This window comes from Bradyrhizobium sp. 139, assembly GCF_023074175.1.
In the GTDB taxonomy this organism is placed as follows: Bacteria; Pseudomonadota; Alphaproteobacteria; order Rhizobiales; family Xanthobacteraceae; genus Bradyrhizobium.
In genome coordinates this window covers 79,189-103,919 of the sequence record NZ_JADPKS010000050.1, presented here as the reverse complement: position 1 = coordinate 103,919, position 24,731 = coordinate 79,189, and the positions used below count along the sequence as shown (strand labels likewise).

General features: G+C 65.0%; 18 protein-coding genes. 2 read left to right on the top strand and 16 right to left on the bottom strand.

Features of this window, described 5'->3' with window-relative positions; all coding sequences use genetic code 11:
• Window positions 1-197 precede the first annotated feature (197 nt).
• Window positions 198-377: a hypothetical protein gene (locus tag IVA80_RS13180; protein ID WP_247430123.1), complete on the bottom strand. Its 180-nt coding sequence runs from the start codon at window positions 375-377 to the stop codon at window positions 198-200.
• Between the two features lie 187 nt (window positions 378-564).
• Here IVA80_RS13180 and IVA80_RS13175 point away from each other — a divergent pair, with 187 nt between their 5' ends.
• Together IVA80_RS13175 and IVA80_RS13170 are read left to right on the top strand one after the other, a co-directional pair.
• Window positions 565-2,391, top strand: coding sequence for an aminopeptidase P family protein (locus IVA80_RS13175; protein ID WP_247430120.1), 1,827 nt, complete (start codon window positions 565-567; stop codon window positions 2,389-2,391).
• Window positions 2,392-2,596: 205 nt separating this feature from the next.
• On the top strand, window positions 2,597-3,871 hold the full coding sequence (locus IVA80_RS13170; RefSeq protein ID WP_247430117.1) for a multidrug effflux MFS transporter: 1,275 nt from the start codon (window positions 2,597-2,599) through the stop codon (window positions 3,869-3,871).
• A 166-nt stretch (window positions 3,872-4,037) separates the two neighbouring features.
• Here IVA80_RS13170 and ligA read toward each other — a convergent pair whose 3' ends face one another.
• The 15 genes from ligA to mraY form a co-directional block, all read right to left on the bottom strand.
• Window positions 4,038-6,191 carry an NAD-dependent DNA ligase LigA gene (gene ligA / locus IVA80_RS13165; RefSeq protein ID WP_247430114.1) on the bottom strand — a complete coding sequence of 718 codons (2,154 nt, stop codon included), beginning with the start codon at window positions 6,189-6,191 and terminating at the stop codon, window positions 4,038-4,040.
• A 158-nt stretch (window positions 6,192-6,349) separates the two neighbouring features.
• Window positions 6,350-8,023: a DNA repair protein RecN gene (gene recN / locus IVA80_RS13160; protein WP_247430111.1), complete on the bottom strand. Its 1,674-nt coding sequence runs from the start codon at window positions 8,021-8,023 to the stop codon at window positions 6,350-6,352.
• A 13-nt stretch (window positions 8,024-8,036) separates the two neighbouring features.
• A complete protein-coding gene (locus IVA80_RS13155; protein ID WP_247430108.1) occupies window positions 8,037-8,927 on the bottom strand; it encodes an outer membrane protein assembly factor BamD in 891 nt (296 codons plus the stop codon).
• Window positions 8,928-9,207: 280 nt separating this feature from the next.
• Window positions 9,208-10,170 carry a UDP-3-O-acyl-N-acetylglucosamine deacetylase gene (gene lpxC, locus IVA80_RS13150; protein ID WP_247430105.1) on the bottom strand — a complete coding sequence of 321 codons (963 nt, stop codon included), beginning with the start codon at window positions 10,168-10,170 and terminating at the stop codon, window positions 9,208-9,210.
• Window positions 10,171-10,531: 361 nt separating this feature from the next.
• On the bottom strand, window positions 10,532-12,328 hold the full coding sequence (gene ftsZ / locus IVA80_RS13145) for a cell division protein FtsZ (protein ID WP_247430102.1): 1,797 nt from the start codon (window positions 12,326-12,328) through the stop codon (window positions 10,532-10,534).
• Window positions 12,329-12,415: 87 nt separating this feature from the next.
• Window positions 12,416-13,738 (bottom strand): cell division protein FtsA, encoded by a 1,323-nt coding sequence (gene ftsA, locus IVA80_RS13140; protein WP_247430099.1) that lies wholly within the window; start codon window positions 13,736-13,738, stop codon window positions 12,416-12,418.
• On the bottom strand, window positions 13,735-14,781 hold the full coding sequence (locus tag IVA80_RS13135) for a cell division protein FtsQ/DivIB (RefSeq protein ID WP_247430096.1): 1,047 nt from the start codon (window positions 14,779-14,781) through the stop codon (window positions 13,735-13,737). Before IVA80_RS13135 ends, ftsA begins: the two co-directional genes overlap by 4 nt.
• Before the next feature lie 346 nt (window positions 14,782-15,127).
• Entirely contained in the window at window positions 15,128-16,117 is a 990-nt protein-coding gene (locus IVA80_RS13130) for a D-alanine--D-alanine ligase (RefSeq protein ID WP_247430093.1), read from the bottom strand.
• A gap of 73 nt (window positions 16,118-16,190) precedes the next feature.
• Window positions 16,191-17,108: a UDP-N-acetylmuramate dehydrogenase gene (murB, locus tag IVA80_RS13125; RefSeq protein WP_247430090.1), complete on the bottom strand. Its 918-nt coding sequence runs from the start codon at window positions 17,106-17,108 to the stop codon at window positions 16,191-16,193.
• Window positions 17,109-17,972, bottom strand: coding sequence for a GIY-YIG nuclease family protein (locus IVA80_RS13120; protein ID WP_247430087.1), 864 nt, complete (start codon window positions 17,970-17,972; stop codon window positions 17,109-17,111).
• Between the two features lie 3 nt (window positions 17,973-17,975).
• Window positions 17,976-19,379, bottom strand: a complete 1,404-nt coding sequence (murC, locus tag IVA80_RS13115; RefSeq protein ID WP_247430084.1) for a UDP-N-acetylmuramate--L-alanine ligase — start codon at window positions 19,377-19,379, stop codon at window positions 17,976-17,978.
• Window positions 19,380-19,581: 202 nt separating this feature from the next.
• Entirely contained in the window at window positions 19,582-20,682 is a 1,101-nt protein-coding gene (murG, locus tag IVA80_RS13110) for an undecaprenyldiphospho-muramoylpentapeptide beta-N-acetylglucosaminyltransferase (protein WP_247430081.1), read from the bottom strand.
• A gap of 160 nt (window positions 20,683-20,842) precedes the next feature.
• Window positions 20,843-21,994 (bottom strand): putative lipid II flippase FtsW, encoded by a 1,152-nt coding sequence (gene ftsW / locus IVA80_RS13105; protein ID WP_247430078.1) that lies wholly within the window; start codon window positions 21,992-21,994, stop codon window positions 20,843-20,845.
• A gap of 163 nt (window positions 21,995-22,157) precedes the next feature.
• Window positions 22,158-23,558 carry a UDP-N-acetylmuramoyl-L-alanine--D-glutamate ligase gene (gene murD, locus IVA80_RS13100; protein ID WP_247430074.1) on the bottom strand — a complete coding sequence of 467 codons (1,401 nt, stop codon included), beginning with the start codon at window positions 23,556-23,558 and terminating at the stop codon, window positions 22,158-22,160.
• A 7-nt stretch (window positions 23,559-23,565) separates the two neighbouring features.
• The gene (gene mraY, locus IVA80_RS13095) at window positions 23,566-24,669 is read right to left on the bottom strand and encodes a phospho-N-acetylmuramoyl-pentapeptide-transferase (RefSeq protein WP_247430071.1); all 1,104 of its coding nucleotides are present in this window, start codon (window positions 24,667-24,669) and stop codon (window positions 23,566-23,568) included.
• Window positions 24,670-24,731: the final 62 nt, after the last annotated feature.

Below are 24,731 nucleotides of genomic sequence, written 5' to 3'. Positions count from 1 at the left end.
ATCGATCGGCGGCCCAGCTCGGGTGGCCGCCCGGGCTGGGCCATTCCTCACGGAACGACGCCATCCTACCTCGGCGCGCTAATACAAGGGTGGGCAAAGCGAAGCGTGCCCACCAATCGACTTAAGCCGTAAGGATAGATGGTGGGCACGGCGCGCGAAGAGCGCGCCTTTGCCCACCCTACGAGATCCTCGGGGCCCTACTGCGCCGGCTTATCGTCCCGGCGCATTGCGCGCTCGCCCCGCAAGGCGCGTCTGGCGCGGCGCTCGGCCAGACGGTCGATCATCTGGGTGATGAGGCCGCGCCGCTTCTTCGGTGTCGTCGCGGCCGGCGTGCGCCGAGCCGGCGGCGAGATCTTCTCAAACGTGAACGCAGGCATCGTGTATCCCCTCGCCGTTGAGTAGAAACACTTGCTCGAATTTCCCTGTTGTCCGGACGAAGCTCAAAGGCCGCATCCCTTTACTCCACTCGACTCAAGCAGAGCTTTTTCAAGCACAGTCCATGCCAGATGCCCCGCGAATGCGTCTACATTGCGGACTGATGCCCATGATCCTAAAGTGATCCACATGTTCGAAGCGCACTTCCAGACATTCGAGGAGCCCGAGGCCGGCGTCGCATTGACGGCGCGCCTTGCCGCGCTCCGTGAAGAACTCGCCCGCCGCAAGTTGACCGGCTTCGTCATTCCGCGCGCCGACCAGCAGCAGAACGAATATGTGGCCCCGTCGGAAGAGCGGCTGGCCTGGCTGACCGGCTTTACCGGTTCGGCCGGATTGGCGATGGTGCTGACGCATGAAGCCGCGGTGTTCGTCGATGGCCGTTACACGATCCAGGCGGCCAAGCAGGTCGACGCAAAGGCCTGGGCTGTGGAATCGCTGATCGATCCGCCCCCGGAAAGCTGGGTGTCGGCGCACCTGAAAGCCGGCGACCGCCTCGGATTTGATCCGTGGCTGCACACTTTTTCGGCAGCCGAGCGCCTCGCCGCCGCCTGCGCCAAGGCCGGCGCCGAGCTGGTCGCCGTCGACAGCAATCCGGTCGACGCGATCTGGCAGGACCGGCCGCAGCCTCCGCTCGCGCCCGTCGCGGTGCACGGAATGCAGCATGCCGGGATCGCCGAGGCCGAGAAGATCACACAGGTCAGGAGCGAGATCGACAAGCTCGGCGTCGACGCGCTGGTGCTGTCTGACAGCCACGCCGTGGCCTGGACTTTCAACATCCGCGGCGCCGACGTCGCACATACGCCGCTGCCGCTGTCCTACGCGCTGGTGCCGAAAGACGGCCGGCCGACCGTGTTCATCGATCACCGCAAGCTCTCCAACCTGACCCGCGACCATCTCGAGCAGTCCGCCGACGTGCGCGAGCCCGACGCGATGGCGCCGACGCTGATGGCGCTCGCCAAGAGCGGCGCGGCGATCGCGCTCGACAATGCCACCGCGGCCGACGCGCTCAGCCGGCTGATCGTGGGCGCAGGCGGCAAGCCGGTGCGCGGCAACGATCCGATTGCGCTGCTGAAAGCGGTCAAGAACACGACCGAGATCAAGGGCACGCAGACGGCGCACCGCCGCGATGCCGTGGCGCTGGCGCGCTTCCTCGCATTCATCGACCGCGAGGCACCAAGCGGCAAGCTGACCGAGATCGACGCGGTCGAGGCGCTTGAGACCTTCCGCCGCGACACCGGCGCGCTGAAGGACGTATCGTTCCCGACCATATCGGGCACCGGCCCGAACGGCGCCATCGTGCACTACCGCGTCACCCGCAAGAGCAACCGGCGCATCGCGCCGGGCGATCTGCTGCTGATCGATTCCGGCGCGCAATATGAAGACGGCACCACCGACGTCACCCGCACCATGGCCGTGGGCAATCCGACGGGCGAGATGCGCGACCGTTTCACCCGCGTGCTGCGCGGCCACATCGCGATCGCGCGCGCGGTGTTTCCCGACGGCACCACGGGTGCGCAGCTCGACACGCTGGCGCGGCAATATCTCTGGGCCGCCGGCGTCGATTTCGAGCACGGCACCGGCCACGGCGTCGGCAGCTATCTCTCGGTCCATGAAGGACCGGCGCGAATCTCAAAACTCGGCACCACGCCACTGAAGCGCGGCATGATCCTCTCCAACGAGCCGGGCTACTACAAGACCGACGGTTTCGGCATCCGCATCGAGAACCTCGAGCTGGTGGTCGCCGCCGACATCAAGGGCGCGGAAAAACCGATGAACGCGTTCGAGACGCTGACCCTGGCGCCGATCGACCGCCGGCTGATCGATGTCGCGATGCTGGCCAAGGACGAGCTCGACTGGCTCAATGCCTACCACGCGCGCGTGAGGGCCGAGGTGCGGCCGGCGCTGGACGAGGCGACGAAGGCGTGGCTCGATCAGGCGACGGCGGAGCTGAAGTAGCGCTGCGCATGGCGCTACGCGATTTGCGCAAGGCTCGTTCCCACCTTGTAGCTGTCATGCCCCCGCAGGCGGGCATCCAGTATTCCAGAGATCGCGCGGCAGTCATAACCATCCCGGGATCCGTATAGCCGCATTCCGAAACGCCGATGTCCGTCTTGCGCGAGCACGCTACAGTCCGATTCGAATTTCTACGAGACGGACACACATGCACGGCATGATCAGCAAGCCGCCGGAAACGGCGACGAACCTCGCGACCTCGCGCATGGTGTTGCTGCTGCTCGTCGTCATGACCGGGATCGCGCCGATCTCGCTCTACATGCTGGTTCCGGCGCTGCCGGTTCTGGCGACGACATTTGGCAGCGACATCTCGATCGCGCAGATGACGGTGTCGCTCTACATGGTCGGCATCGCGCTGTCGCAGCTCATCATGGGCCCGCTGTCGGACCGGTTAGGGCGGCGCCCGGTGCTGCTCGGCGGGCTGACGCTGATGGTGGCGGCCAGCATCGGCTGCATCTTCGCGCAAACCTTGCCGCAACTGATCGCCGCACGTTTCTTCCAGGCGCTGGGCGGCGCCGCCGGCATGGTGGTGAGCCGCGCCATCATCCGTGACATCTACGAGCGCGATCGGGTCGCCTCGATGATCAGCCTCGTGGTCGCGGCGCTGATGATCGGGCAGATGGTCTCCCCGCTCACCGGCGGCCTGATCGAGACCGCATTCGGCTGGCGCGCGATCTTCTACGCCATCACGATCGGTGCGATCATTGTCGCCGTCGGCATTGCGGTCGCGCTGCCGGAGACACGCCGCACCCGCGCCGCCGGCAGCGGCTTTCGCGGCGACGTCGGCATTCTCATTCGCAACCGCGCCTTCGTCGGTTACGTGATGTGCCAGGTGCTGGCCTCGCAAATCATCTTCACCTTTGCCGGCGGCGGTCCCTACATCGTGGTGACGCAGATGGGCCGGACCAGCGCCGAATACGGCGCCTGGTTCGCGACGACCGGCTTCGCATATCTGGTCGGCAATCTGCTCTGCGTGCGCTTTGCGCCCAGGCATTCGCTGGAGAAGCTGATCTGGTTCGGGCTAGGTCTCCAGCTTTGCGGCAGCCTGTTGAACCTGCTCTGGAGCTTCACCGGCTGGAACGAGGCGCCCGCCTGGCTGTTCGGCACGCAGATGATCGTGATGGCCGGCAATGCCTTCGTGATGGCGAACTCCGCGGCCGGCGCGATCAGCATCCGTCCCGAGGCCGCAGGCACCGCGTCCGGCGCGATGGGCTTCCTCCAGCAGGGCATCGGCGCGCTGATGTCGCAATTCGGCGCCTATCTCGGCGGTCACTCCGCCACGACGCTGCCGCTGACCTCCGCGCTCCTCGCGATCTCGCTGCTCTGCGCCTGCACGATGATCTTCGTCGTCCCCCGCCGCGAGGTCGTGGTGAGCGAGACGCTGATCGAGCAGGCGGAGGAGGAAGAGAGCGGGATGATGTGACTGCCGCGGGACGCGACGGCCATCGCAACACGCGCGGTGTCATCCTCCGCGAAAGCGGGGGATCCAGTATTCCAGAGAAAGCGCAGGGATACGGAGGGGCCGCGGCGTACTGGATCCCCCGCACTTCGCGGCCGATGACAGCGGTGTAAAAGGCGCGAGCGCCCCCTCACTCCCCGATCAGCTTCAGCCACTCGTCCTCGGTCAATACCTTGACGCCGTGCTTGTTGGCTTCCGCGAGCTTGGAGCCCGCGCCGGGGCCGGCGACGACGAGATCGGTCTTCTTCGACACCGAACCCGAAACCTTCGCCCCCAGACGCTCCGCGGTGGCCTTGGACTCATCGCGCGTCATTTTCTCCAGCGAGCCCGTAAACACCACCGTCTTGCCGGCGACGACCGAGTTGCTCTTCGGCTTCTCGGCGTCGATGATCTCGACCTCCTTCGTCAGCCGCTCGACGATGCCACGATTGTGGCTCTCGCCGAAATAGTCGGCGATGCTCTTGATCACGGTGTCGCCTATCTGATCGAGCGCGTCCATCTCGGTCATCGCCTCCTCGTCGCCCTTGGCGACCTTGAGACAGGCGTCGTGGAAAGCGTCCCACGAGCCGTAGCCGCGTGCGAGCGCCAGCGCCGTGGTCTCGCCGACATGGCGCATGCCGAGCGCATAGACGAAGCGCTCCAGCGCGATTTTGCGCCGGCTCTCGATCGCGCCGAACAGATTGCGCACCGAGGTGGCGCCGTAGCCCTCGATCTCCTCGAGCTTCAGCTTCGCATTGCGCTTCTCCAGCGTGAAGATGTCGGCGGGCTCCCTCACCCACTCCTCGTCGAAGAAATACTGGAGCTGCTTCTCGCCGAGACCGTCGATGTCGAACGCGCGCCGCGACACGAATAGTTTGAGATGCTCGATCTTCTGATAGGGACAGGCGAATTCGCCGGTGCAGCGGGCGCGCGAGCCCTCTTCGCCCGCCGCCGTCTCCTCGCGCGTGACGTCGGTGTGCAGCGGGCACGGGCACTTCTTCGGGAAGTGGAACTCTTTCGCATTCTCCGGCCGCTTGTCGAGGACGACGTCGACCACCTGCGGGATGACGTCGCCGGCGCGCTGGATCACGACAGTGTCGCCAATTCTGATATCGCGGCCCTCGCGCAGCACCTCACCCTTGTTGCCGATGCCCTTGATATAGTCCTCGTTGTGCAGCGTGACGTTCTGCACTATCACGCCGCCGACGCCGACCGGTTCGAGCTTGCCGACCGGCGTGAACGAGCCGGTGCGGCCAACCTGGATCTCGATATCGCGCAGCACCGTCATAGCCTGCTCGGCCGGGAACTTATGCGCGATGCCCCAGCGCGGCGTGCGTGAGACGAAGCCGAGCCGTTCCTGCCAGTCGATGCGGTCGACCTTGTAGACCACGCCGTCGATGTCGTAGTCGAGTTTTGCGCGCTGCTCCTCGATCGAATGATGGAAGGCGAGCAACTCCTCGACGGAATGACAGAGCCTGGTCAACGGATTGGTCCTGAAGCCGCAGCGCTCGAACCAACCGATCATGCCGCTCTGCGTACCCTCCGGCATCACGCTCATCTGGCCCCAGGCATAGGCGAAGAAACCGAGCGGGCGCGAGGCGGTGATGGTCGGGTCCTTCTGCCGGAGCGAGCCTGCGGCCGAATTGCGCGGATTGGCAAAGATGGTATCGCCGGCGGCCTTCTGCCGCTCATTGAGCGCGAGGAACGCCTTCTTGGTCATGTAGACCTCCCCGCGCACCTCGCAGATATCAGGGACGTTGCGACCCCTAAGCGTCTGCGGCACGTCTTCGAGCGTGCGGATGTTGGCGGTGACGTCCTCGCCCACCGCGCCGTCGCCACGCGTCGCCGCCGTCACCAGCTCGCCGCCCTCGTAGCGCAGCGACATCGAAAGACCGTCGATCTTCGGCTCGGCGGAGAAGTCGACCTGATTGTCCGCGAGCTTCAGGAAACGCACGATGCGGCCGACGAAGTCGCGCAAATCTTCTTCGGCAAACGCGTTGTCGAGCGACAGCATCGGAACGGAGTGCCGGACTTTCTTGAAGCGGCCTGATGGCGCCGCGCCGACCTTCTGCGAGGGGGATTCCGCGGTGACGAATTCAGGAAAGCGCTTCTCGATCGCGTTGAAGCGCCGGCGCAGCGCGTCGTATTCGGCGTCGGCCACGATGGGCGCGTCGTCCTGATAGTAGCGCTCATTGTGCCCCTCGATTTCGAGCGCCAGCCGCGTGTGCTCGACCTTGGCCTGCGCCTTGGTGAGATCGGCGATGTCGCGAAGCGGTGTTGCTTTGGATTTTGCTGCTCTGGCCATGGTGCTTGGATACGACGGAGCGGGCGGGACGGTAAAGACGTGTGGAGATCTCGTGCCCGGACGCTGCGCAGCGCGCTTTGGCGGTGCGCTGCAGAGCCGGGGCCCATGGGGCGGCATTCTGGGTCCCGGCTCGCGCTACGCGCGTCCGGGACAAGAAATCAGGCCGTCGCCGCCTTCAGCAGCCGGTCCGCGGCGGCCCTCGCCTCCGCCGTGATCTCGGCGCCGGCGAGCATCCGCGCGATTTCCTCGCGGCGGTGGTCGGCGGCCAGCGCATTGACCCGGGTGGCGACGCGCTTGCCCTTGTCGAGAGCGTCCTTGGAGATCAGCAGGTGCTGGTCGGCACGGGCGGCGACCTGCGGGGCGTGGGTCACGGCCATCACCTGCACCTTGCCGGCAAGCCGTGCCAGCCGCCCACCGATGGCGTCCGCGACCGCACCGCCGACGCCGGTGTCGATTTCGTCGAACACCAGGGTCGGCGCCGAGCCGCGGTCCGACAGCACGACCTTCAACGCCAGGAGAAAGCGCGAGAGCTCGCCGCCGGAAGCGACCTTCATCAGCGGACCCGGCTTGGTGCCCGGATTGGTCTGCACCCAGAACTCGACGCGGTCAAAACCTTGCGGGCCCGGCGCGGCCTCGTCGGTCTCGACCTGGGTCATGAACTTGGCGCGTTCGAGCTTGAGCGGCGCGAGCTCGGCGTTGACGGCCTTGTTGAGCTTGTCCGACGATTTCTGCCGCGCCATCGACAGTTTCTTGGCGGCAGCGGCATAGCGCGCGTCAGCCTCGATCGCGGCCTGCTCCAGCTTCTTCAACCGCGAAGCACCGGCATCGATCAGGACGACATCGGCAGCATATTTGGCGGCAAGCGCGGCGAGACCGTCAACCGGCGTCGAATATTTGCGCGAAGCGGCGCGCAGTGCGAACAGCCGCTCCTCGATGCGTTCGAGTTCGGCCGGGTCGAAGTCGGTCGCGGCGAGTGCCGCCTGGAGATGCTGGTCGGCTTCCTCCAGCGCGTTGATCGCGGCGTCAATCGCCTTCACGGCAGGCTCGACCAGCGCCGGCGAGTTGACGCCGCGGCGCTCCAGCCGGCGCACCGCGGCCGACAGGGAGGCGACCGGCGAATGATTGCCGCCCACGGCTTCCTGCGCCTCGCGCAGATCGGAGGCGATCTTCTCGCCTTGCATCATGGTGGTGCGGCGATGGGCGAGCAAGGTCTCCTCGCCATCCTTGGGCGCGAGCTGCTTCAGCTCGTCGGAGGCGTGGCGCAGATAGTCGGCCTCGCGCGCGGCGCGCTCCATGCCGGCGCGATGCTCCTCCAGCGCCGTGTTGGCGGTGCGGCGGGCATCCCAGAGCGCCTCAACGGCCGCGACGTCCTTTTCGAGCCCGGCGAAGGCATCGAGCAGGCGGCGGTGGGTGGCGGCATCGACCAGCGCGCGCTCGTCGTGCTGGCCGTGGATTTCGACCAAGGCGGCGCCGACCGCCTTCAGCGTCTGCACGCTGATCGACTGGTCGTTGATGAAGGCGCGGGTGCGGCCGTCGGCGAGTTGCACCCGGCGGAGAATCATCTCGCCGGTGTCATCCAGGCCGTTCTCGACCAGAATCTTCGTTGCGGGGTGACTTTTGGGGATATCGAAGACGGCAGTGACCTGCCCCTGCTCCGCGCCATGGCGCACGAGGCCGGCGTCGCCGCGGCCGCCGAGCGCCAGTGCAAAGGCATCGAGCAGAATGGATTTGCCCGCACCGGTCTCGCCGGTCAAAACCGCAAGCCCGGTGGCGAATTCGATATCGAGCCGTTCGATCAGGACGATGTCACGGATCGACAGACGCGCGAGCATGGAACCAAATTTCCTAGCCGAGACCCAACTTCTTGAAGGTCCGGCTAATCCAGGACCCCTGATTCTCGCTCGGTTCGAGACCGCCGGATTTTACAAGATTATAGGCGTCCTTGTACCAGCGGCTATCAGGAAAATTGTGCCCGAGCACGGCCGCCGCGGTCTGCGCTTCGCCGACGATGCCGATCGCCAAATAGGCCTCGGTGAGCCGGAACAGCGCCTCCTCGACATGGCGAGTGGTCTGGTACTGCGTGACGACGGCCTTGTAGCGGTTGATTGCCGCCGTGTAGTCGCGCTTCTGCATGTAGTAGCGGCCGACATTCATTTCCTTGCCGGCGAGCTGGTCGCGCGCACCCTCGATCTTGGCCTTGGCCGAGGTCGCATATTCCGAGTTTGGATATTTGCGGTTCACCTCTTCCAGCGCGGCGATCGCCTTCTCGGTGCGGGCTTGGTCGCGGCTGATGTCCGGGATCTGGTCGTAATGGGAGGCGGCGATCAGGTATTGCGCATAGGCCGCGTCCGGGCTGCCGGGATGCAGCGTGACGTAGCGGGTCGCAGCGCCGATGCAGCCATCATAGTCGCCGCCCTGGTAGGACGCATAGGCCGACATCAGCAGCGATTTGCGGGCCCAGTCGGAATAAGGATGCTGGCGGTCGACCTCTTCGAACTTCTTGTTCGCCGCCTTCATGTCCTTCTTCTCGTTCATGAGGTACAGGCCCTCATTGTAGATCTTGTCGGCGGGCTCCTCGAGGAAGGTGTCGTCCTTGGCGGTGAACTTGTCCCAGAGCGCGCCGGTGCCGCAGCCGGCGAGCGGCAGCGCGAGCACGATGAAGGTGGCAGCGTGAAGCAGCCCGCGGACTCGAGACGAGACCGAGAGATATCCGCGCGTCATCCGCTGTGCCGACATGAGTTTAAGCCCTGACGCCCTGTGATGCGGTGTCCGCCAGCCCATGAACCCCGTCATGGGCGCGAAATGTAGCCGTGGTGCCTGCCATGCGACTACGCCGGTGTAACCGAAAAACGATCTTGAACCAACCGGATAGGCAGGCATTTCGCCCGGATTAAGGCGAACGCGCCGCAATCCTAGACGATCATCGTTACCAGGAGTTTCCTGGGGAAAGCCGCCGCCAAACACCCGCGGCAACAAAACGCTTGCAGCGACGAAACGCCGGTAGCGACAGGTCTCTTCAGGACACGTCCGGCCCGTAGGCCGCGGCGATCCGGCCGCCGACGATGCCGCGTCCGGTTTCGACCATGGGACGCGTGGTGCGACGGGCCGCCTCGCCCTCGACCACCCGCCAAGCGGTACGGTCGGCGAGCAGCGCGGTCAGGACAGCGTGGTTGAGCTTGTGGCCGCCACGCACCGAGCGGTAGGCGCCAAGCAGGGGCAGACCGGCCAGCGCGAGGTCGCCAATGACGTCCAGCACCTTGTGGCGCACGCATTCGTCGGCGTAGCGCAGGCCTTCGGTGTTGAGCAGCCGCTCCTCATCGAACACGACGGTGTTGTCGAAGGAAGCACCGCGCGCGTAGCCCGCGCCCCAGAGGCGCGCCTGATCGCACATCAGACCGAAGGTCCGGGCACGGGCAATCTCGCGGCGAAAGCGTTCCGGGCTCAGATCGAAGGCGTAGCTCTGCTGGCCGATGACGGGATTAGTGAAATCGATCTCGACCTCGGCGCGGAACCCGCTGGCATAGGGCCGGATCTCGCCGAAGGAGTCACCGGTCTTGACCGAGATCGGCTTTAAAACCTGGATGAAACGGCGCTGCGCCGATTGAGTGATGATGCCGGCCTGGTCGATCGCCGCAATGAAAGCCGCGGCGCTGCCGTCCATGATCGGCACTTCCGGGCCATCGATCTCGATGGTGGCGTTGTCGACACCCATGCCCCGCAAAGCAGCAAGCACGTGCTCGGCGGTGGAAACCAACGGGCCGCTACGATCGCCGAGGACGGTGGCGAAGTCGGTCGCGATCACCTGCTCGGCGGTCGCCTGAACTTCACGGTCACTTCCCTCGAGGCCGGTGCGGACAAAAATAAAACCCGCGTCGACAGGTGCAGGCCCAAGCGTGAGAGTGACGGGAAGACCGGAATGAACGCCGACGCCGGCCACGGTGGCTTGCGCACGAAGCGTTGTTTGCCGGCTAAATTTCATCAGGAACCCGCCCCACTACGATCACCGCGACTTATACTGGACCCGCTTGGCCGGCCAGTGCCGCCCGCTGCGAATCCGTATCCCCAAGTCACGGCAAACCATAGTCACTGCCTCAAACAGCGCCAACTCACGCTTTTTTACCGATTGTTACCCCAAACCTGCCGTATTCGCGCCAAGGCTTAACCAAATTGGGCCGGAGTTTGAGACTGTTATCGGCAGTTTTACTGAACCACCGAATACGTAATTAATGATTTAAAATCAGTTGCTTGGGCGCGCAATCCGGGCATGCACGGGAGAACAGAAAAGGTCCCGGCAAGCTTCCCGCCGGGACCTTTTTTCGTCTGCCTTATTGTAACAATCTTCAGGTCGCCTGCCGCCTCAAGAAGGCGGGGATATCAAGATGGTCGTCACCCTGTGGCGCCGGCGCAACAGGTGCCGGGCGGCCATGCATGTCCAGTCCCTGCGGGGCGGGACGGCGGGCATACTCGGATACCGGCTCGGTGGCCGCGATTTGCTGCGCCACGGTCTTCTGCGCCCGGCGATCGGGCAGCGGCGGCATCGCGGGACCGGCGGTGCGGGCTGCGATCGGCGCCTCACTCTCCTCGTCGCGGCGGCCGAGGCCGACGTTGGCGAGGCGCTGCAGCAGCGACAGGCGCGTCTTTTGCGGAGTCTCGTCCTCGACTTCGCCGCGGGCTTGGCGAATCTCGGCCTGAGCCGGCATCGGCAGTTCATCGAGGCGCGGCATCCGAGGCGCGCGTGCCGGCGCACGCTCGGCCTGCGGCGGGATGAAGGTTTCCGGCGTCATCGGCTCCTGCATCGCGACGGGGGCCAGCTCAGGCTCCGGAAACAGCGTGGGCTTCTGCGCGATCGGGCGCACGGTGACGTCGCCATAGGTCTGCATCGGCGCGGGCGCCTGCGAGACATCGGCAACGGCGGCGGCGATGGCCGCAAGCGCCGCACGCTCGACATTCGGACGCGGCGCGACAGGCGCGCCCGCCGGGACCTGGCCTTCCAGCTTCTGGGCGCGCTCGGCCATCCGCTGATTGTCGGCACGCAGACGCGCGGTCAGGTCGGCGAGACGGCTCTCGGCAGGGGCAGCCGGAGCAGCGGGAGCCTGTTGTACCTGTTGACCCTGCTGCGGCGCCGCGTTCGCGACCGGAGCGCTGGTGGCCTGGCTGTTGCGGGCGATCGCGGCCTGCTCGATGCCGGTGGCAACGACCGAGACGCGGATCAGGCCGTCGAGCGCTTCGTCGAAGGTCGCGCCAACGATGATGTTGGCGTCCTGATCGACTTCCTCGCGGATGCGGGTCGCGGCTTCATCAACCTCGAACAAGGTGAGGTCCTTGCCGCCGGTGATCGAGATGAGGAGGCCCTTGGCGCCTTTCATCGAGCTATCGTCGATCAGCGGGTTGGCGATCGCGGCTTCAGCGGCGGTCAGCGCGCGCTTGTCGCCGGAAGCTTCGCCGGTGCCCATCATCGCCTTGCCCATCTCGCGCATGACGGCGCGAACGTCGGCGAAGTCGAGGTTGATCAGACCTTCCTTGACCATCAGGTCGGTGATGCAGGCAACGCCGGAATAGAGCACCTGGTCGGCCATCGCGAAGGCGTCGGCGAAGGTGGTCTTCTCGTTGGCCACCCGGAACAGGTTCTGGTTCGGGATGATCAGGAGCGTATCGACGACCTTGTGCAGCTCGTTGATGCCGGCCTCGGCGGTGCGCATGCGGCGGCCGCCTTCGAAGTGGAACGGCTTGGTCACGACGCCGACGGTGAGAATGCCCATGTCGCGCGCGGTCTTGGCGATGACGGGGGCTGCACCCGTGCCGGTGCCGCCGCCCATGCCGGCGGTGACGAACACCATGTTGGCGCCCGAGAGATGGTCGCGCAACTCGTCGATCACCTCTTCCGCCGCCGCCGCGCCGACGTTCGGCTGCGAACCTGCGCCGAGGCCTTGCGTGACCGCCGTGCCCATCTGCACGATGCGCTGCGCCTTCGACATCGTCAGCGCCTGCGCATCGGTGTTGGCGACCACGAAGTCGACGCCCTGAAGGCCCGCCGTGATCATGTTGTTGACGGCGTTGCCACCGGCGCCGCCGACGCCGAACACGGTGATCCGGGGCTTCAATTCGTGAATATCAGGAGCATTGATGCTGATGGTCATGTTTGCCTCTCGATCACGCGCGCGTGGGTTCGCCCCGGCCGGCGGCCGCGGGAGTTGGTGAAATTCGAAGATTGCGGAACCGGTTCATCAGAAGCCCTCGCGTAGCCATCGTCCGACCTTTCCAAAATAGCCGCCCGTCCCTGTCTTGACCTGCTGCCGCGTATGCCGCGGTTCGACATGCTCGTGGTGAACATATTGCGGGTAGACGAGAAGCCCGGCCGGCACCGCGAACGCGGCGTTCTTCGCCTCGTTGGGCAGCCGGCCGAAACCGAGCGGGCGTCCGACCCGCACGGGCCGGCCGAGAATCTGTGTGCCGAGTTCAACGAGGCCGGTGAGCTGCGAGGCGCCGCCCGAGAGCACGACGCGGCCGTTGGACTCTGAGGCGAAGGGCGAATCCTTCAGCTTGTCCCGGACCATTTCGAAGACTTCCTCGGCACGGTGCTTGACGATGTTGGCGATGGTGGCGCGGGAGACGATCTGCGGCAGATCCTGCTCGTCACCGGCTGTCGGTACAGACATCAGCTCACGCGAGTCCGATCCGCCGGTGATGACGGTCCCGTATAACGTCTTGATTCGCTCGGCATCGGCAATGGTCGCGGAGAGTCCACGCGCAAGATCCATCGTGATGTGTTGCCCGCCGACCGCAAAGCCCGCGGCATGCACGAAGCGGCCGCCGGAATAGACCGCGATCGTAGTGGTGCCCGCGCCCATCTCGACGACGGCCGCGCCGAGATCGGCCTCGTCGTCGGTCAGCACCGACAGGCCGGCCACATAGGGGCTCGCCGCCATGGCTTCGACATTGATGTGGCAGCGCTCCACCGCCAGCATCAGGTTCCGCGCCACGGTGGCATCGCAGGTGACGACGTTCATGTCGACGCCGAACTGATGCGCGACCATGCCGCGGGGATCGCGGATGCCCTTGACGCCGTCGAGCGTGTAGCCGACCGGCAGCGCGTGCAGCACGGTACGGCCTTCGCCGGTGGCGTGGCGCATGCCGGTGGAGGTGACGCGGCTGACATCGGCCGGCGTCACGGCGCCGCCGCGGATATCGGCCGCGGCTTCGACCAGCTGGCCGGAAAGCCGGCCGCCGGAGACCGACAGCAGCACGGACTCGACCTGCACCTTGGCCATTTTTTCCGCCAGCCCGACGGCCTGGCGCACAGCCTGCTCGCATTCGGCGAGATCGACCACCGCGCCGGCCTTCATGCCGCGCGACTGGATCTGGCTGTAGCCGATCAATTCCACCGCATGGGTACGGCCGCGCAAGGCGTCGCTGGGCGCCGACGGCTTCAGCCGCGCGATCATGCAGGCGATCTTGCTGGTGCCGATGTCGAGGCAGGCGACGAGGCCGACGCGCTTGTGCGGCATCTGGCGCGTTTTGGGCGTTTGGGTGCGATCGAGACCGGTCATGCAGCGTCCCCGGCCTTTTTCTTCTTCTTGTCCTTGAACAAATCTTCGCGCACCTTGGCGGCGTCGTCGGACAGCTGCACCACCAGACGATCCGGCAGGCGCATGTCGACGGCGACGATGTCGCGGGAGAATAGCTTGTCCTCCTTGTCGAGCCTGGACAGCATCGCAAGCGCGTTGCCGACGTCCTGCTCGGGCAGGCGGATGTCGAGCCCGTCCTTGAGCCTCAGGTTCCAGCGGCGCTCGCCGACGAAGATGGCGGCCTTGGTCACCGAATTGATCTGCGGATAGCGCGCCAGCAGCGCCAGGAAATCGCGCGCCTGCGTCTCGGCGCCCTTGCCGACCACGAGCGGCAGCGACAGGAACCGGCGCGAGACATAGGGTTCGAGCACGGCACCGTCATCGGCGATGACGGAGAGCCGGCCGGCCTCCTGCCACAGCGCGAACGCCTGACGCTCGGTGATGTCGATCATGAGCCGGCCCGGATAGAGCTTCAGCACGGTCGCATCCGCGATCCAGGGATTGGCCTTGAGCTTGTCGCGCACGGCGTCGGCATCGAGGAACAGCAGCGAGGAACGGCCGCTGACGCCGCCGACCGCGAGGATCTCGTCCTGGCTGAGCTGTTTGCGGCCGTTAATCACGACCGAGGTGATGCGAAAGCCGGCGGAATTGGCCAGCGCGTTGCGGGTGTCGCTGACCGCCGTGATGAAATCCTGAAGATGGCCGCCCCTGACGATGCCGAAGCCGCAGCTTCCGATCAGCAGCAGAACCGTCATGCTGATGCCGACCCGGCGCGGCATATAGCGTTCGACCAGCGCGATCACGCGCGGCGGCGGCTCGCGCTCGACGACGGGCTTGGTCTTGGTCCTGATCTTGTCCTTTATCTTTTCTTGGGCGGCAGCGCGCGTCCCGTGAAGTCTTTCCTGGCGCTTGTCCTGCACCCACTCGCGCAGAAGCACGACCGCTCCGATAGCGGCCGCCTTCAGGTCAGCTTGGGGCCTCAGCGATCTCAAAAACGACCGGGTGAGGCTTCCTGCACCATCCATTGCACGAGCTCGTCAACAGTTAGCCCGCGACATCGCGCGGGTCCTGGCGAACATGACGTCTCGGACTTGCCGGGCCGGGTGCTGGTCTTCAGAAGAAGAAAACCTCTCCCCTTCAAAGCGTTCGCTGGAGGTGAGATCACCCGCAACAGCCCACGCGCCGGCAGCCAAAGCGTCATATGCGCCGCCAGCGTTAACCTTCGGACGTCCTGGTAAACAAAAGGTAAAGTTCGTTAACGCGGGATGCGTTTTGCCCAGGCCTGTGAGGCATTTATGCCGCGATTTCCGGCATTTTATCGATTTTGGGTTCCAAAACCGGCCATTTCACCCGTTCGGCCGTTAACCAGTCCTAATTATTTTCGCCCGCCCGCCCGGCGAGCTCGATCAGGCCGCGCAGGAAGTCGACGAATTCGATGCCTTCGGCTTTCAGCGCCTTGGGGTAGAGCGAGGACTTGGTCAGACCGGGCAGCGTGTTGGTCTCGAGATAGACCAGGCCCCTCTCGGAGACGATGAAGTCCGAACGGGAATAACCGGTGCAGGACATCGCGCGATGCGCCAGCATCGCCTGCTGCTTCAGCGCCGCGGTGATCTCGGGCGAAAAACGGCCCGGGCAGATCTCCTGGGTCGACTTCAGGAGATATTTTGCGGCGTAATCGAAATTGCCCTCGCCCGGAATGATCTCGATCGGCGGTAGTGAGAGGATCGACCCGTCCGGCCGCTCCAGCACGCCGCAGGTTGCCTCGACACCTGCGATGTAGGGCTCGATCACATAGTCTTCGTGCTTCGCCGCATTGCGGACGGCGACGAGATCCTGCCTGGCGTTGACGAAGATCAGGCCATAGCTTGAGCCGTCGCGCGTCGGCTTTGCGATCAGCCGGCCGTATTCGGCGAAGGCCTCGTCGATCTTGTCCAGCGCAACGTTTGCCGGCGGCGTCACGCCGCCGAGCGCGGCGAAATGCTTGGCCGCGATCTTGTCGAAGGCGAGATGCGAGGAGGCCGAGCCCGAACCGGTGAAGGGCACGCCGCGCGCCTCGCACATCACCTGCAATTCGCCGTTCTCCGCGCGCCCGCCATGCAGGGCCAGCACCAGCACGCGGCCTTCCGCCTTGGCCCGGTCGAGCGCCTGCTCCAGCGCAATGCCTGATGTGCCGGGCTTGAACTCGTCCTCGAACGGACGGGCGTGTTCGAGCAGCTGCTTCGACTGCACGACATGCACCTTGTCCTCGATGTCCCACCACCAGAGATCGGCCTCGGGCAGCGCCTGATGCAGCGCCTGGGCTGAGGCGACCGAAACCAGACGCTCCCGGTTGGAGCCGCCGAAGAGGATGGTGATGCGCATGTTCATAGTCCGCAATCTCTCCAATTCGTCATTCCGGGGCGCGACGAAGTCGCGAGCCCCGGAATGACGGTGATCATGAAACTCCGATCCGCTTGATTTCCCAGTGTAGCTCAATTCCGGAATTTGCCTTCACCCGTTCGCGCACGGTCTCGCCCAGCATCTCGATGTCGTGCGCGGTGGCCTCGCCCGTGTTGATCAGGAAATTGCAGTGCATCTCCGAGACCTGCGCGCCGCCGACGCGCAGGCCGCGGCAGCCGGCAGCGTCGACCAGCTTCCAGGCGGAATGGCCGGGCGGATTCTTGAAGGTCGAGCCGCCGGTCTTTTCGCGGATCGGCTGCGCGGTCTCGCGATGGGTCTGCACCTCCGCCATGCGCGCGCGGATCATATCGGTGTCGCTGATCTCGCCGCGAAAGCGCGCGGAGGTGAAGATGATGGAGGGATCGACGCCGCTGTTGCGGTAGACGAATTTCATGTCGGCGTTCGAGAACACGTGCTTGGTGCCGTCGCGCCCGACACCTCGCGCCTCGATCAGCACGTCCTTGGTCTCGCCGCCATTGGCCCCCGCGTTCATGCGCAGCGCGCCGCCGATGGTGCCGGGAATGCCGAAGTAGAATTCGAGCCCGCCGATATTGGCGGAGGCCGCCACTTCCGCTACGCGCTTGTCGAGCGCGGCAGTTCCAGCGGTGACGACAGCGCCGCTCGCGCTCGACTCGCCAAACGCGCGCGGCGCGAGGCGGATCACCACGCCCGCAATGCCGCCGTCGCGCACGATCAGGTTGGAGCCGACGCCGACGACATAGACGGGAATATCAGGAGCGAGATGCGCGAGAAAATACGCGAGATCGTCTTCGTCCGCCGGCGTGAACAGCACCTGCGCGGGACCACCGACGCGAAACCAGGTGAACTCGGCGAGCGACTGGTTGGCCAGCAGCCGGCCGCGAAGATCGGGCAGCGCGGCTTTGAGATCGGGCGTGATGTCGGGAAAGCTCATTTACCGCTTCTCTAATTCAGGCAAGAGTATGCCGGCATCGATAAGGAAGTCCGCACCAAGCTCCTGGACGATGTAGTTGAAGCCGCTTGGCGTCAGCCTTAGAATTTCCCTGGTTGGAGTCCCGTCCGTCAATTCAATCATCTCGCTAGAAAGCATGTCACAGCCGACACCATTCTCGATGATTAGCTCCGCCCCATCCACAGCCAGCCTACGTGGAATCAACGCACCGGCACAGAGCATGACTCTATTTTCGATTGCGCTAGCTACGAGGGTAGCGGCCTGCCGAGGCGATTTGGGAAAGCTGGCTCGATTCCGCCTGAGAGCTGCGGCCCGCCTAAAAGTATTAGCTGGCTTCAGCGTGACCGATTGAACCGAAGCGAGCTTCCTAAAGTAGCTATTTGCAATCTGTCGCTCAGGGTCCTGCGCGTCGTCACCCCAGAGAGATTCTCGTCTTTTTTGTCGCGATTCTTCGGAAGGGTTCGAAGTTCCTTCTCCACCGTCTGTCTGATTAGTTAGAGGACCGAGTTTCAGATCATGGCGGCCTATCTTCTGAATCAAGTGTCGTTCGCGAGCGAGAGCTTCCAATTCGTCATCAAAAAACCCATCAAAACGGTAGTGAACTAGATCGCCTTTGCGATGAAGGGCACGAATAACGTTGAGTTTATGCGTCAATCGACGTGTGTTTCTTGCTTCAGATTCATGCTGCAATATCCGATCGGCAACGCCTTTGCCAACATAGAAAGGTTCGCCGTCGGGTCGGTGGAGTACGTAGACGTAGAAAGGTTTGGAAAGTCGCAGAGCTTCTCTGACGGCACCGATAGCCGTCAGAAATTCTAAATTCTCTTTTTCGATCCCGATCGTCACCTCTCACCCCAGCGCCTTCAGTTCGCCGGGCAGCGCATACGCCCATTGCGTGATGTTGCCGGCCCCTAAGCACACGACGAGATCGCCCGACTGTGCCAATCCCTTGACGATACCCGCAAGCTCAGACGCCGCCGGCAGCGGGATCACCTCGCGGTGGCCGTGGGCGCGCAGGCCCGCGACGAAATGGTCACGATCGATGCCTTTGATCGGCGCTTCGCCTGCGGCATAGACGTCGGCGACGATCACCGTATCCGCATCGTTGAAGCAGCTGCAAAATTCCTCGAACAGCGACTGCAGGCGGGTGTAGCGATGCGGCTGCACCACGGCGATCACCTTGCCAGTGTAGGAATCGCGGGCCGCTCTCAGCACGGCCGCGATCTCCACGGGGTGATGACCGTAATCGTCGATGATGGTGACGCCGTTCCACTCGCCGGTCTTGGTGAAGCGCCGCTTGACACCGCCGAAGCCTGCCAGGGCACTGCGGATCCTGTCGCCGGAGACGCCGAGCATGTGCGCGACTGCAATCGCCGCCGTCGCGTTGGAGGCGTTGTGCCGGCCCGGCATCGGCAGCGCGAGGTCGGCGATCTCATGCGTGGTGCCAGCCTTGCGGTCGCGGATCACGACTTTGAATCTCGAGCCGCCGCCGCCCGGGGTGAGATCGACCAGCCGGGCATCGGCCTGCGGATTCTCGCCATAGGTGATGATGCGGCGGTCCTCGATCTGGCCGACCAGGCTCTGCACCACGGGATGATCGATGCACATCACGGCAAAGCCGTAGAACGGCAGGTTCTCGACGAAGCTTCGGAACGCGTCCTGCACGGCCTCGAAGGTCTTGAAGTGGTCGAGATGCTCAGGATCGACATTGGTGACGATCGCAACCTCGGTCGGCAGCTTCAAAAACGTGCCGTCGCTCTCGTCGGCTTCCACCACCATCCAGTCGCCGGCCCCGAGCCGCGCGTTGGAGCCGTAGGCGTTGATGATGCCGCCGTTGATCACGGTGGGATCGAGGCCGCCGGCATCGAGCAGCGCTGCGACCATCGTGGTCGTCGTGGTCTTGCCGTGCGTGCCGGCGATCGCGACGCAGCTCTTCAGCCGCATCAGCTCGGCCAGCATCTCGGCGCGGCGCACCACGGGAATGCGCCGTTCGCGCGCCACCATCAGTTCCGGATTGTCGCGCTTGATCGCGGAAGACACCACGACGACCGCAGCGCCGTCGACATTCTCGCTGCTGTGACCGACCGACACCTTCGCACCCTTGTTGCGCAAACGATCGATATTGTAATTGTCGGAGGCGTCCGAGCCCTGCACGGCATAGCCGAGATTGACCAGCACCTCGGCGATGCCGCTCATGCCGATCCCGCCGATCCCGACGAAGTGGATGGGTCCGATCTCGCGCGGCAGTCTCATGGTTTATCCCGTCGTTCCGTCGTCATGCCCGGGCTTGTCCCGGGGCATCCACGAATCCTTACCACTTCTTGCAAGACGTGGATGCACAGGCACTCGGTATACCGAGTGCCGTCTCTTTTTAAAGGACCAAGTCGGATAAATCCGACTTGGTTGGACAAGCCCGGCCACGACGGAAAAAGCAGGAAATTTGGCCGGTTTCGCGTCAGATTCCCGCAACCTTGACCACCAGATCGGCCAGCCGCTCGGCCGCATCGAGCCGGCCGGCGCCGCGGGCGGCCTGCGCCATGGACGCGAGGCGCGCGGGCTCGGCGGCGAAGGCGGCGATCTCGGCGGCAAGCCGGTCGGAGGTGAACTCGGTCTGCGGGATGCGGACCGCGCCGTCGACCTTGGCCAGCACGCCGGCATTGGCGAACTGGTCCTGGTCGATCGAGCCGGGCAGCGGCACCAGGATCGAGGGCCGTCCGATCGCGGCGAGCTCGGCGACCGTGCCGGCGCCGGAGCGCGACACCACCAGATGGTTGGAGGCCAGCCGTGCCGGAAGATCCGCGAAGAACGGCGCGAGTTCGGCATTGATCTTGAGCTTGTCGTAGACCGCGCGCACGCGATCCATATCTTCGTCGCGGACCTGCTGGGTCAGGATAAGCCGACTCCACAGCGCAGGTTCGAGCCGCTCGATCGCACCCGGCACGACGTCGGCCATGATGCGTGCGCCCTGACTGCCGCCGACGACGAGCAGGCGCAGCGGCCCGCTCACTTCAGGCGTGGCATAGGTCACAGCGGCCGCAGCGAGGACGGCCGGACGCATCGGCGTGCCGACCGTCGTGGTCTTGCCAGCCAGCGCCGGATCGCGGTCGAGCACGCCAGGTAACGATGTCGCAATGGCGCGGACGCGACCCGACAGAAACCGGTTGGCGCGGCCGAGCACCGCATTGGCCTCGTGGATGATGCCAGGCACGCCGGCGAATTTTGCAGCGACCAGCGGCGGCAGCGTCGGATAGCCGCCGAAGCCGACGACGGCGACCGGCTTCAATCGCCTGATCAGGGTGTAGGCGGACAGCGTGCCGGCGGCGAGCGAGAGGCCGGCATAGGCCAGCTGGAACGGATTGCGTCCACGCGCAGTCTCGCTCGGGACGACGTCGATCATGTCCTTGTTGAACAGCCCGCTATAGCGCAGCGCCCGCTCGTCCGTGACGAGGCGGACGCGAAAGCCGCGCCGGATCAGCTCGACGCCGAGCGCCTCGGCCGGAAACAAATGGCCGCCGGTGCCGCCCGCGGCGAGAAGAATCAGGGGGGAGGTGTCCATGGCGGCCGTATTTACAGGGAAAGTACGCCCATTGCGAGCGACACAACTGTCAGCTCCTCATCCTGAGGAGCTTGCGCAGCAAGCGTCTCGAAGGATGAAGGCCCGGCCGGTGGCCTCGCCCTTCGAGACGCCGCGCAAGCGCGGCTCCTCAGGATGAGGATCACGCGTAACTGCGCATCGCCTCGGCGTGGCCGCTCGCCTCGACCTCGGTGCGCGGGCGCAGGCGCGTCAGCGCCAGCATCATGCCGACGCCGTAGGCCAGCGACACGATGGATGAACCGCCATAGGAGATGAAGGGCAGCGTCATGCCCTTGGCAGGGATGAGCTGGAGATTGACCGACATGTTGATCGCGGCCTGTACGCCGAACAGGATCGCAAGGCCGGAGGCGGCAAAGCGCGAGAACATGTCCTCATTGGCATAGGCGCGCGAGAGCGTGCGGATGACGACGAAGGCGAACAGCGCCAGCATCGCAAGGCACAGGATGATGCCGAACTCCTCGGCGGCAACCGCGAACACGAAGTCGGTGTGGCTGTCCGGCAGGCTACGCTTGGCAATGCCCTCGCCCGGCCCGAGCCCGAACCAGCCGCCGTTGTAGAAGGCTTCCATCGCGGTATCGACCTGGAAGGTGTCACCGGAAGCCGGATTCATGAAGCGCTTGATGCGGCCGGCGACGTGCGGAACGAACAGATAAGCGCTGAACAAGCCGGCCGCGGCGGCGCCCGCAAGGCCGAACACCCAGATCATGCGCATGCCCGCGATGAAGAACAGCGAGCCCCACACCATCAGGATCAGCATGGTCTGACCGAAGTCGGGCTCCATCACCAGCAGCGAGACCAGCATCAACAGCAGCACCAGCGCCATCGAGGTCGCCGGCATCTCAGGCCGCCTGGTGGATTCCGCGAAAAGCCAGGCCGCGATGACGACGAAAGACGGTTTGGCCACCTCAGAGGCCTGGATATTGAGTCCAAGCAGCGTGATCCAACGCCGCGAGCCCTTCACCTCGGGGCCGATCGCCAGCGTCAGCACGATGAGGATGATGCTGGCGGCGAAGATGATCAACGCCGAGCGGCGGATCGCGCGCGGCGACATGAAGGACACCCCGAGCAGCACGATGCAGGACGGCGCCAGGAACATCACATGGCGGCTGAAGAAATGGAAAGGATCGAGCCCGATGCGGGTCGCAACCGGCGGGCTCGCCGCCAGCGACAGGATCACGCCGGTCAGCATCAGCGCCAGGATGGCGCCCATCAGCGGCTTGTCGACGGTCCACCACCACTCGGAAAAGGGGGTGCGTTCTTCTCGGGAGAGCATGGGCGGCCGCTTTCGGACGGAGGTCATCCATTGGTCGCCGAGGTTGGTTACCGGGGGGTTAAGGAATCGCGGATGTTTCGAATTGTAGGATGGGTAGAGCGAAGCGAAACCCATCAATTCGAGAGCGATGGGTTTCGCTTCGCTCTACCCATCCTACGGGAACTTACACTGCCGGCTTCACACCCGGCAGCGCCTGCACCAGTTCGCGGAACTTTGTGCCGCGGATTTCGAAATTGCGGTACTGGTCGAAGGAGGCACAGGCGGGCGACAGCAGCACGACCGCGTCGGTGATGCCCGATGCTTCCGCATCGCGCGCGGCGTGCTCGACCGCGACGTCGAGGGTCTGGCTGATCTCGTGCGGAGCTTGCGTGCCCAGCGTGCCGGCAAACTCCGGCGCGGCCTCGCCGATCAGATAGGCCTTGCGGATGCGCGGGAAGTAGCCGGTAAGGCCCGTGATGCCGCCTGCCTTCGGCTTGCCGCCGGCGATCCAGAAGATGTCGGCAAAGGACGACAGCGCATGCGCGGTGGCGTCGGCGTTGGTGCCTTTGGAGTCGTTGACGAACAGCACGTTGGCGCGGCGGCCGACCTGCTCCATGCGGTGCGCAAGGCCCGGAAAGCTGCGCAGGCCGTTCTGCAACACATCCTGGCCGATGCCCATCGCGCGCGCGGCAGCCGCGGCGCAGGCCGCGTTCTGTGCATTGTGCAGGCCCCGCAGCGAGCCGATGCCGCCGAGCTTTGCGATCTCGCTGCGGGCGCCGCCCGCGGTGCGCACGATGATGCCGTGCTCGACATGGATACCGCTCGCCAGCGGATTCTTGACGGAGATCCGCACAACGTTCTTGCCGGCGCGGTCGAGCCGGTCGGCGATGTCGCGGCAAAAACCGTCATCGACACCGACGACCGCAGTGCCGCCGGCCTGCACGCCGGCGACGAGACGCTCCTTTACCGCGGCGTAATGCGCGATGGTGCCGTGACGGTCGATATGGTCTTCGCTGACATTGAGCAGAATGCCGACGGAGGGATCGAGCGAGGGCGTGAGGTCGATCTGGTAGGACGACATCTCTATGACGTGGACCCGGCCCATGCGCGGCGGCTCCAGCGACAGGATCGCGGTGCCGATATTGCCGCCCATCTGGGTGTCGTAGCCCGCGAACCTGGTCAGATGCGCGATCAGCGCCGTGGTGGTCGATTTGCCGTTGGTGCCGGTGATCGCGATGAACGGTGCGTCCGGTGCATGCCGCCGACGCTCGCGGCAGAACAGCTCGATATCGCCGATCACCTCGACGCCGGCCTCGCGGGCCTTCAGGACGCTCCAGTGCGGAACTGGATGGGTCAGCGGCACGCCAGGCGCGAGCACGAGGGCCGAAAAATTTGCCCAGGAGACATTGCGCAAATCGGCGGTGATGAAACCGGCTTGCGCAGCCTTGGCAACGTTCTCGGCATTGTCATCGGCGGCGATCGCCTCGGCGCCACCGGCCTTCAGCGCGTGGCAGGAGGCGAGCCCCGAGCCGCCGAGGCCGAACACCGCGACTGTCTTGCCGGCAAAGGACGTAACCGGGATCATCGACCGGTCACCGCAGCTTCAGCGTCGAGAGGCCGGCGAGCGCCAGCATCACCGAGATGATCCAGAAGCGGATCACGATCTGCGGCTCGGTCCAGCCGAGCTGCTCGAAATGGTGATGGATCGGCGCCATCCGGAAGATGCGCTTGCCCGTGAGCTTGAACGATACGACCTGCACGATGACGGAGACCGCCTCCAGCACGAACAGGCCGCCGATCACCGCGAGCACGATCTCGTGCTTCACCGCCACCGCGATCGCACCCAGCATGCCGCCGAGCGCAAGCGAGCCGGTGTCGCCCATGAAGATCGAGGCCGGCGGCGCGTTGAACCAGAGGAAGCCGAGGCCGGCGCCCAGCAGCGCACCGCAGAGCACGGCCAGTTCGCCGGTGCCGGCGACATATTTGATCTGGAGATAATCGGCGAACACCGCGTTGCCGGCGAGATAGGCGATCATCGCAAAGCTCGCGGTCGCGATCATCACAGGCACGATGGCAAGGCCGTCGAGACCGTCGGTGAGGTTCACCGCGTTACCGGCGCCGACGATGACAAAGGCGCCGAACGCGACGAAGAACCAGCCGAAATGCAGCACGGTGTCCTTCAGGAAAGGAATCGTCAGCGCGGTCGACGCGGGATCGCGGTTCAGCCGCACCAGTGCGTAGCAGGCGACCAGCGCGATGGCCGCCTCGATCAGCAGGCGAAGCTTGCTGCCGAAGCCCGTCGTAGTCTGCTTGGTCACCTTGAGATAATCGTCATAGAAGCCAACGAACCCGAAGCCGAGCGTCACTGCCAGCACGATCCAGACGTAGGGGTTGAGCGGATTGGCCCACAACACGGTGCCGACCGTGAGGCCGGACAGGATCATCAGCCCGCCCATGGTGGGCGTGCCTTTCTTGGCGAGATGCGATTGCGGGCCATCGGCCCGGATCGGCTGGCCCTTGCCCTGGCGGATGCGCAGATGGTCGATGATCCAGGGTCCGAACAGGAACACGAACAGCGCGCCGGTGACGACGGCGCCGCCGGTGCGGAAGGTGATGTAGCGGAAGACGTTCAGGAAGGTGCGAACGGCACCGAAGCCCGGAAATGTATTGGAGAGCTCGATCAGCCAGTAAAACATTCAGATGGTCCTATGGCGCCTTTCGCACGTCGCCTTGGCTTAACCTTGGCCTTGCGTGCCTC

What these genes read in the sequence shown, in the direction of transcription:
- IVA80_RS13180 (WP_247430123.1), bottom strand. Translation starts at nt 377, where the DNA reads ATGCCTGCGTTCACGTTTGAGAAGATCTCGCCGCCGGCTCGGCGCACG.
- IVA80_RS13175 (WP_247430120.1), top strand. Translation starts at nt 565, where the DNA reads ATGTTCGAAGCGCACTTCCAGACATTCGAGGAGCCCGAGGCCGGCGTC.
- IVA80_RS13170 (WP_247430117.1), top strand. Translation starts at nt 2,597, where the DNA reads ATGCACGGCATGATCAGCAAGCCGCCGGAAACGGCGACGAACCTCGCG.
- ligA (WP_247430114.1), bottom strand. Translation starts at nt 6,191, where the DNA reads ATGGCCAGAGCAGCAAAATCCAAAGCAACACCGCTTCGCGACATCGCC.
- recN (WP_247430111.1), bottom strand. Translation starts at nt 8,023, where the DNA reads ATGCTCGCGCGTCTGTCGATCCGTGACATCGTCCTGATCGAACGGCTC.
- IVA80_RS13155 (WP_247430108.1), bottom strand. Translation starts at nt 8,927, where the DNA reads ATGTCGGCACAGCGGATGACGCGCGGATATCTCTCGGTCTCGTCTCGA.
- lpxC (WP_247430105.1), bottom strand. Translation starts at nt 10,170, where the DNA reads ATGAAATTTAGCCGGCAAACAACGCTTCGTGCGCAAGCCACCGTGGCC.
- ftsZ (WP_247430102.1), bottom strand. Translation starts at nt 12,328, where the DNA reads ATGACCATCAGCATCAATGCTCCTGATATTCACGAATTGAAGCCCCGG.
- ftsA (WP_247430099.1), bottom strand. Translation starts at nt 13,738, where the DNA reads ATGACCGGTCTCGATCGCACCCAAACGCCCAAAACGCGCCAGATGCCG.
- IVA80_RS13135 (WP_247430096.1), bottom strand. Translation starts at nt 14,781, where the DNA reads ATGGATGGTGCAGGAAGCCTCACCCGGTCGTTTTTGAGATCGCTGAGG.
- IVA80_RS13130 (WP_247430093.1), bottom strand. Translation starts at nt 16,117, where the DNA reads ATGCGCATCACCATCCTCTTCGGCGGCTCCAACCGGGAGCGTCTGGTT.
- murB (WP_247430090.1), bottom strand. Translation starts at nt 17,108, where the DNA reads ATGAGCTTTCCCGACATCACGCCCGATCTCAAAGCCGCGCTGCCCGAT.
- murC (WP_247430084.1), bottom strand. Translation starts at nt 19,379, where the DNA reads ATGAGACTGCCGCGCGAGATCGGACCCATCCACTTCGTCGGGATCGGC.
- murG (WP_247430081.1), bottom strand. Translation starts at nt 20,682, where the DNA reads ATGGACACCTCCCCCCTGATTCTTCTCGCCGCGGGCGGCACCGGCGGC.
- ftsW (WP_247430078.1), bottom strand. Translation starts at nt 21,994, where the DNA reads ATGCTCTCCCGAGAAGAACGCACCCCCTTTTCCGAGTGGTGGTGGACC.
- murD (WP_247430074.1), bottom strand. Translation starts at nt 23,558, where the DNA reads ATGATCCCGGTTACGTCCTTTGCCGGCAAGACAGTCGCGGTGTTCGGC.
- mraY (WP_247430071.1), bottom strand. Translation starts at nt 24,669, where the DNA reads ATGTTTTACTGGCTGATCGAGCTCTCCAATACATTTCCGGGCTTCGGT.